We start from the raw sequence: 9347 nt of genomic DNA on the forward strand, positions 1-9347 counted from the left end.
TGTTTGACTTGCTCATTTCAAAACTGACGATTCATATCGTCTAATTAAAAATTGACGTGTTCCATTTGTTCAGTTTTCAAAGAACTTGCTTACTGTCGCCAATCACCAATCACAAGAATCAGTTTTTGTCGAACAGTTATTTATTATACTCATTTGATCGAATCATGTCAACTTCTTTTTTCGACAGCTCATAATGATTTTCTACAGCATGTCGTTCGAAGCGACAAGTAATAATTTATCACGTTGGCAACCTTTTTGCAATATGAATTTTATCCCATCTGTTATCAGGCAATTCTCATCAACAATCCTATATCATTCAGAAATCTGTGAATTTAACTGACGAATTGCTTTAAATGCTCGAATCACTCTCCCCAAAGGATTTGGTCGTTCCTGCGGCGCTCGTTTCAGTTTTTGCGGAATCACTCGTTCCACTTTTCTCGGCCTCTTCCTTCAATAACATATGGAGAACAACCTGACTTTCCTTCTGGACCGTTTGCAAAGCTTCCTCGATCGACTTCTTATTCGCTTGGACAAGCTGCAGCTCCCGGTTAAGAATCGGTTGGTATTGGGGATAAAAACTTTTAGGGATCATATCCCAGACTCGACGAGTTTCCCGATCAAGCTTCGGCTTAAGTTTGTAGAACGGCTCCATATCGATTCCTTTATACTCCTCGGAATACCCCATACGGCTCAGCAAACTTTGACTTATCGATTTTGACTTAACTTTTGCGCATTCCTCTCCATTAACATACTTAATGAAATCCCAAGCTGCATCTGCATTTGGGGAATTGGCCCGGATAGCGAAGATGTCATTGAAGAAGATCCCCCGCGATGACTCGGGATCAGCAGGATCCACCGGTCCTGCCGCAACACCGAGCTGAAACGGCTTATAGTCTTCGAGCGAGTCCTGCGCTTGCTTCAGATTACGAAGCGTACTGAAATTCTCAACAGTCATCGCGACACGCCCCTTCACAAAGGGCTGGTTCTGATAATACTCTCGTACTGTTCCAAAACTGTCCCCTTCGGAATCTCGCTTGTAGATAGCGTTGGAATCCAATGCATCCTTTGCCAGCTTATAAGCTTGCACCCATGAATCAGAATTTAACGTCAATTTCATCGTGCTTGGAGACAACATCTGCAGCCCTTGATACCCAGCGATCTCAGTGGCTAAGCTTTCCAATGAATCGCCGTATAACATTCCAAAACCGTAGACACGTGTATCTTTATCACCTTCTGTTGGAAACCGACGCGCTAGATCAAGAATCTCCTCCCAGGTCATTCCATCGTGCGGCACCTCAATACCATATTTCGCAAACAAATCCGCATTGTAGAGAACAGCACTTGGCGAAAAAGTCGGAGATAAGCCGTATAACTTGCCGTCCCCTTCCTCCTTGAGAACATCGAGCATACCAGAATAGAACGTATCAAGATCATATTTATCCCGTTGGATTAGACTGTCCAACTCCAACAATTTTCCATCTTCGACGAACTTTTGGTAATCCCCATTCGATGAACTTAGAAGCACAATATCAGGCATTTCCTTGTCAACGAAATCTGAGAAAGCCTTCGCGTGATCAAAATTTTCAGTATCGGAATAATTAATAAGACTATTCATACTAACCACTTCGATTTCGACATCAGGATGCGAAATGGCATACAAATCCCCATACTCCTGATAAAAATAGCTTTCATCAGAAAACATGATTTTGAACCTAGACTTTTGTCCCTGCTCCTGCGCAGTTCCGCTTGTACAGCCCGCCATAAGTGCGCAACCCAATAATACTAGCAGCCCTTTATGTAACCAGTTTCTCCTCATCACTACCTCCAAAATATATGTTTTAATTATCTATGCGAAACAGACGTTCAAGAAAAGGAGATAGTTTCAAGTTTTGGCAAAAGGACCGAAAATTTGTTGAGAGGTTTTTTTATTTTCGTTACAACGAGAACTCGCCTCTTAAAAAGGTTGTTATGTAGGAATATATGTAACGCAAGTAATGTAACCCTAATAGGTAGTAGATCCCCGCCCCCTCCGCCGTCGATTCCCCCAAACTCCCAGGATGCTGCAAGACACCAGTAAGAAGCCTGCAGCCAAGCGAAGCGCAAGATCATAATCCCCCGTAAATGCACTGAGACCTGAAGATCCTCCTACAACTCCTATGGAGAAGAAAGCATAGAACATTCCAAATGCTTTGCCCTTATGTACAGGATCGACGTTGTTGACGAGCAGTGAATTGAGAGTTGGGAACAGCAGAGCAAATCCTAACCCGTAAAACCCCATGATGGCAAACATACCAAGTTGATGATCTGTCATCGACAGTACACACAACGATACGAGAACCGTCGCTCCGCCCGCCGCACTTAATCGGAGTGGAGAAACTGTATCAAACCACCGATTACTCGGCAACACAAAGAAGCTGATGGCCACAACCCCAAATACACTAAGCATCATACCGGCGGCCTGATCAGGCAGACCAAGCGCCTCCGCTTTTAAAGGAAGGCTAAACGTCAACGCTCCCATGGCAAACATCAATGCAAATGCGCCGTAATAAGCGGTTGCAACCGATTCATTGCGCAAGGATGCTCCAAATGCGTTCCAAACATTGTCGTTCGATGCATCCTTATCGCGCGCTTCGGTTCCTCCAGCATGAAGCCTAACCATCAGAACAAGAACCCCTCCCAGCAGCAATATCACCGATGTAGCCATAAATAAACGATTCACTCCAACACTAGCCTTCATCATTCCTGCAAAGGCCGGCCCAAGAATGGCGGCAATCCCAACAGCCGCTCCAGAATGAGCCATGGAACGACCTTGATCTCGGTCAGAAGAGACATAAGAAACTAAAGTGAATGCGCTAGGCACCAGCAGCCCGCCGGCAAGACCATGCAGCATGCGAACCGTCAAAAGCGCAGAAGGCTGTCGAACCGTGGTGTACAGCAACAGAATTCCGGCTGTCGTAACCAAACCCGCGAGCAGCACTTTTTTGCCTCCGTATCGGTCGATCCAGAACCCTGCCAGCATATTCCCGATCATATTGGTCAGGGAGTACATGCCCACGGCAAGCCCGATTTGAAACGAACTCGCTCCAAGGCTCAGCGCCAGCGGTCCCATAACCGGAAGCTGGATAAACAAATCCATAAAGCTGATGAAGACCAGAAAATTTATGATCCATTTCGTTTTTGGCATATTTAGCATAGTTGGCTTATTTGGCATGACGTTCTCCTCAACCGGTTTCTTTTTGAAAATTATACGATATAACGCTGGCGCAAACCCCTAAGGAATCGACCGGAATGATGGCAATCTTTTGAAAGTTCGGGTTACACAAAAAAGAGGGTTGCTCCCTGCTTCCGCAAGGAACCCCCCTCAAAGATGGATTAGGTCACCCATCAATTATTGCCCCGAGTCCTCGAACGTCTCCACTGCATCCGTAGTTACACCGGACGCACCGGATTCCGCGTTACCTTCAGAGCCCTTCTTGGCCGCTTCATCCTTCAACGCCTTGTCCAACAACGCTTGAGCCTCATCCTGCACTGTTTGCAAAGCTTCATCAATCGATTTCTTCTTCTCCTGAGCTAGCTTCATCTCTCGCTCCAGAATCGGCTGGTATTGCATATAGAAATCGTCTGGTATTTTCGCGTAGTCGCGGCTAGAACTCGAATCAAACTTCGGTTTCAGTTTATAGAAGGATTCCAGGTTGACCCCGTTAAATTCAGTAGAAATCCCCATCCGGGACAGCAATCCGTTGTTGAGCGATCGCGATTTAACTTTAGCGAATTCTTCACCATTGATAAACTTGATAAACTCCCATGCTGCATCCGCATTTGGCGAATTTGCCCGGATCGCGAAGATATCGTTAAAGTACACGGACCGTGTCGTTTGAGGATCGGCAGGATCCACCGGCCCAGCAGCAACTCCCAGCTGGAAAGGCTTGTAATCTGTGATCACCTCTTGAGCTTGCTTCAGATCTTGCAACATGTAGGTGCTTTCCACAGACATGGCCACCCTCCCCATCAAGAAAGGCCGGCTCTTATAGTACTCTTCCATCGTCCCGCCTTGGAAGCCATTTTCGTCGGGAATATAAATCGCTTTGGAGTCGATTGCATCCATCGCCAGCTTATAAGTTTGTTTCCAGGAATCCGTATTGATCGTGATCTTCATCGTGTCCGGATTCAAGAACTGCAATCCCTGAGCGGAGGCGATGTACGAAGCTAAATTCTCCATGGACATGCCGTACTGCACTCCAAACCCATAGACGCGAGTATCCTTATCCCCTTCGGTTGGGAAGCGACGCGCCAAGTCGAGAATTTCCTGCCAGGTCATCCCGTCATGTGGAAGTTCGACGCCATATTTCGCAAACAAATCGGCATTATAAAAAATCGCGTTGCCGCTAAAGGTCGGGGCCAATCCGTATAATTTGCCGCCGCCCTGCTCCTTCAGCATTTCGATGAGCGCCGGATAGATGCTCTCCGTATCATATTTATCCCGCGCGATGAACGTATCTAATTCCATGAGCTTCCCGTCGTTCACGAACTTCTCGTAGTTGCTGGAATCCAAGAGGATGACATCCGGTTGTTCCTTATCGACGAAATCCGAGAAAGCTTTCTCATAATCGATCGGCTCGCCATTTGAACTGTTGTAGATGCTGTTCGTGTTGACCACTTCGATATTCACGTTTGGATGTTTAATTGCAAACAAATCACCATACTGCTGAAAAAAGTACTGCTCATCCCAATACATGATTTTAAAGCTGGACGTCTGCTCCTTCTCCTGTGCAGGGCGGCTGGTACAACCTGCGAACAGCATGCAGGCCAATACAATCAGCAGTCCCTTCATGAACTTCTCCCTCTTCATTACGACCTCCAAATGAATGTTTTTTAATGATGACTCTACCATAATAACGTATGCAAGTATCGATAGTTTCATATTCTGGTAAAAAAAACCGATTCTCTTAGCAGTTTTTGCTTAGAGAATCGGTCTATTGATGAGCAAGATATGATTAGCTCAGGTTCCCCGGAACGGATTTGGAGAGTCGTCCGGTTTGAATGTGTGCGGGCTGAGCCGCGGAACGGATGATCTTCATGCCTATCACCTCCTTGCTAGGGTGTACAGGAACTCTAGTAAAACTAGGCTTCAGAAGCAGAAGCCATCACTTCCCGCTGCGCCTGCAGCCAGATTGTGCGCAAGGTCTTCTTGATCTGACGCTTCTCATAAGAGCAAGGGCGGTTCCCCGTCCGCATCCGGTACAGCGGACAATGGTTCCCTTGGCAAGCCGGGCGGAAGAAGCAAGCCTGGCATTTCTCATCCGTCTCCTCGCCGGATGTCGTCCATAGCGCCAGCTTGTCATAATCGAGATCCAGCGTACCATCCTCGTAAATCCGGCCCAGGCGGTTATTGTCCTGATTCAGAGCCACCGAGCATTTATACAACATGCCGTCCGATCCAACGATCAAGGAGTTGGGCTTCGCCGCATAACAAACCGCTCCCGTCGGCAGCAAAATATCCGAGATAAACGAACTAACCGTAAGCCCTTCAGCGATCGCTTGCTCGTTGAAAGCCCAAATGCTGCGATCTTTCGTCCGCTCGTCGCATACGGGCAAATTGAGGTCGTTCTCCCCGCCCATGCAACCCACGGGACGGAAATAGACTTGAAATCGCGGGTCATCCCCAAATAAATCGCGCAGCACCGGAATGAACCGGGAAACCTCCTCTAAATTGCTGTTATCGAAGTTCACACGCAAATTGATTTCAAACGGACGGTCTACCTTTTTTAATGACATTAAATTGTTGACGATGGTTTGATAGGTATCCCCGCCTCCGTTCAGGCCGCGGCGGGCATTGTGCGTCTCCCCTTCACCATCCAAGGTCACCATAAACCGCTCGACATGCAGATCCAGCATCTGCTCAAATCGATCACGCGTCAAATAATATCCGTTGGTCGACATTTCCGCGCCATATCTCGCCCCGCTCGCCTCACAGGCGGCCATGAACGAACGGGATAATCGTTCAATGACATGCGGGACGAGCAGCGGTTCTCCGCCATGCCAGCTGATCGTCAGTTGCCTCAATGTGCGGGCACGCTCAGCCATGTAGGCCTCCAGCCCCCGGATCACCTCCTCGCGCATCGTCGCCCGAGGAAACGATTCATAACAATAGGTGCAGCGGAAGTTGCACGCCTCTGTCACCAGTAAAACCAGATGCATCGCATCCTGTGCATGCATGGAGTGATGCAGAAACAAGGCGCGCCGCATTTCGTCCGTATCGCCAGGGACAAGGAACCCCTGTTCAATCAACGATTCGTACAATGGAGGCGCTGGTTCAGGAACGGGTGCGGCCGGGGTCAGCCACTCCAGAACTTGATTCCGTTCGGCTGGCGAACAAGCGGCAATTGCTCCGGTATAGCTGTTATACAGCATCAGTCCGCCGTCATCGGTTTCGCTGTGCGCATTAAAGCGCGAAGGCTTCCACTGTAACGCATCGTGATTCATGTGTTCTCCATCCTTTTTATGATGATTTTAATCATGAACCCTCCGGTCCACCGCCCTATGATGAAGAAAACGCCGCTGGTTTGCCATGATTCTCGTCACTTTTGTGATCGCTGGCCGCAAAAAAATCCCCGAACCCACCCGCGGATGTCCGCAGATGTGCTCAGGGATAGGAAAAGGAATTGGTGTAAGCTCTCTATGCGTTCTGATTTCTATTCGCTTTCGTTTAACAGCCGGATCAACTCGTTCTCGTCTTCGATGACCGGGATACCCAGCTCCTGGGCTTTCGCCAGCTTGCTGCCGGCCTTCTCGCCGGCGATGACCAGATCGGTCTTCTTCGATACACTGCCGGTCACCTTGGCGCCCAGCGCCTCAAGCCGTTCGGTTGCTTCGTCCCGGCTCATCTGATGCAGCGTGCCCGTCAGCACGACCGTTTTGCCGGAGAAGAAGGAGCCCGTCACCGGTGCGGCCGACTTAACCGGAGCCTTCGGCGAAACGCCAAGGTCCAGCATTTTGCGGATGCCCGCCTGATAGAACGGATCGGAAAAGAAGTTCACAATGCTGTCGGCCACAATCCCGCCGATGTCCGGCAGAGCCGTCAGCTCTTCCGTAGTGGCGGACATTACCGCTTCCAGGCTGCCGAAATGATCGGCCAGCACCTTGGTCGTCGATTTACCGGTGTTCGGAATGCCCAACGCGAACAAGAAGGAAGCCAGATCGCGCCCTTTGCTCACCTCGATCGCCTGGAGGAGTTTGTTGGCTTTCTTTTCGCCAAAGCGCTCCAGCTTGATTAGGTCATCAAACGTCAACGTATACAGATCAGCCGGCTCCCGAAGGTTCAGCTCATCGTGCAGCTGCTCGGCGGTTTTCTCACTGAACGTCTCAATATCCATGGCGTCCCGGGAGGCAAAATGCGTAATCCGCGCCACAATTTGCGGTTTGCAGCCCAAGCGATTATTGCAGAACAAATGCGCGCCCCGCTGCTCCAGCGGCGTGCCGCAGGCCGGACAAACCTCAGGGTAGATGATCTCTCCGCCTTCCGGTTCGTCAGGCACTTTGCCGAGAATTTCCGGAATGACATCGTTGGACCGGCGGATGAATACGCGGGTGCCCAGAGCGTACTTCAAGTTTTTGCGTTCGATATCGCCGATGTTGTTGAGCGTACAGTTTTGGACGGTGACGCCGGCCAGCTCCACCGGTTCGACTTTGGCCAGCGGCGTGATTTTCCCGGTTCGCCCGACGTTCCAAGAGACGGACTCCAATATCGTTGTCGTCTCTTCCGCTTCAAATTTGAAAGCCACCGCCCAGCGCGGGAACTTGTCCGTATATCCCAGCACTTCGCGTGTGCGCATATCGGTGATTTTGATGACGGCCCCGTCGATGAGGTAATCGAGGGTCGGACGCTTTTCAACGATTTCATGAAGCGCTCCGATCACCTTGTCAAAGCTGGCATGGTAGGTGACATAAGGGTTCACCTTGAAACGGTTGTCCTTGAGGAAGGCCATCATTTCCCGATGATCCTGAAATTTCAGGTTGTCCGAATACCCCACATTGTAGAAAAAAGCGTTGAGCTTGCGCTCCGCCGTTGTCCGCGGGTTTAAGTTGCGCAAAGCGCCGGCAGCGGCATTCCGGGCGTTCTTCAGCGGCTCAGCCGCCGTCTCGTTATATTTGGCCAGCACCGACAAATTCATGATGCCTTCGCCTTGCACCTCGATGGTGCCATCCCGGTAAGGAATGGTCAGCGGCACGGATTTGATCGTTTTGACCTGGGGTAAGATCCCCTCACCAACGACGCCGTTCCCCCGGGTGGCAGCCTGAACGAGCTGTCCATCGGTATAGGTGAGGTTGAGCGTCAACCCGTCAAATTTCAGCTCGACCACGTAGGTCGGATCTGGCAGCGGTGTAGTTGGGTTTTTGCTGTTGTAGTCGGCGATCAGCTTGAGAACCCGGTTGTTCCAGTTCAGCAACTGCTCTTCGTTTTGCGCTTTGTCCAAGCTCCACAGCGGAGCCAGATGGCGGTGTGGCTTGAAGCCCTCCAGCAGCTCGCCGCCCACGCGCCCCGTCGGCGAATCGGGCAGGGTGATCCCCGTCTCCGCCTCAAGCGCGGTCAGTTCATCATACAACTGGTCGTATTCCTTGTCGCTGATGATCGGCTCGTCCAAGGTGTAGTAATGATAGTTGTAGCGGTTCAGCTGCTCGACGAGCTGCTCCATCCTTTGCATCGCATCCATGCAGGGACAACCCTCCTTCAGTCAGGTATGTTTATGTATCAAAACGGAGGAACCCGGTTGGGTTCGCTCCGTAGGTTAAGCGATTGGGGCAAGTGCACTATGTGCCGCCCATGATCTTAAGGGTATTTTTTACCGCTATTTATCGGGAATACGCTAGTTTGCGGGGAATAAGGGAAAAATATGGCGCTATCCCTAGCCAATCCAAGCAAATCTGGGCCATAGGAGCAAAATAAGAACATAAAATGGTCTTATTTCACGAGGAAGGCCCGATTCAATGATCATAAGGACATAAATTACCCTTATTTTCTACTGATGGAGCCCACCCCACCTCTATTCTCCTCAACCTTCCCCGGATTGAGGCAAATATACTCGGTTATCCGCCATCAGTCACTCGCCGTCGGTCACCTTCGTGATCGGAGCGAATCCGGCCAGCAGCCGCTTGACCCCTACCGGTGCGGGGAAAGCGATCTGCAGCTCCGTGTCGTTGCCGGTGCCTTTGATGGCAACGACCGTGCCCACGCCCCACTTGGCGTGGGCGACCTTGTCCCCGGCGCTGAAATCGCCGGGGGCGGTCTTGGCGGCGCCCCTGGACGCGCCGCCGCCGGTCACGGTCACGCCGCTCCGCATGGGAGCGGC

The 9347-nt window shown here is 50.5% G+C and carries 5 protein-coding genes and 1 pseudogene; all 6 read right to left on the minus strand.

Annotated features, from left to right (window positions below; all coding sequences use genetic code 11):
• Positions 1–349: 349 nt before the first annotated feature.
• Positions 350–1816 (minus strand): ABC transporter substrate-binding protein, encoded by a 1467-nt coding sequence (locus PBA01S_RS21880; protein WP_127576733.1) that lies wholly within the window; start codon positions 1814–1816, stop codon positions 350–352.
• Between the two features lie 186 nt (positions 1817–2002).
• Complete coding sequence (locus tag PBA01S_RS21885; RefSeq protein WP_255315415.1) at positions 2003–3211, minus strand: MFS transporter; 1209 nt, start codon at positions 3209–3211, stop codon at positions 2003–2005.
• Positions 3212–3388: 177 nt separating this feature from the next.
• Positions 3389–4831 carry an ABC transporter substrate-binding protein gene (locus PBA01S_RS21890; protein WP_232228334.1) on the minus strand — a complete coding sequence of 481 codons (1443 nt, stop codon included), beginning with the start codon at positions 4829–4831 and terminating at the stop codon, positions 3389–3391.
• 290 nt (positions 4832–5121) lie between these two features.
• Positions 5122–6483: a radical SAM/SPASM domain-containing protein gene (locus tag PBA01S_RS21895; protein WP_127576734.1), complete on the minus strand. Its 1362-nt coding sequence runs from the start codon at positions 6481–6483 to the stop codon at positions 5122–5124.
• 209 nt (positions 6484–6692) lie between these two features.
• On the minus strand, positions 6693–8711 hold the full coding sequence (gene ligA, locus PBA01S_RS21900) for an NAD-dependent DNA ligase LigA (protein ID WP_085279752.1): 2019 nt from the start codon (positions 8709–8711) through the stop codon (positions 6693–6695).
• Between the two features lie 387 nt (positions 8712–9098).
• Positions 9099–9347 (minus strand): annotated as a pseudogene (locus tag PBA01S_RS23220) (ATP-dependent DNA helicase PcrA); the annotation flags it as partial.

Origin of the sequence: Paenibacillus barengoltzii NBRC 101215 (assembly GCF_004000745.1) — a bacterium.
GTDB classification, from domain to species: Bacteria; Bacillota; Bacilli; order Paenibacillales; family Paenibacillaceae; genus Fontibacillus; species Fontibacillus barengoltzii.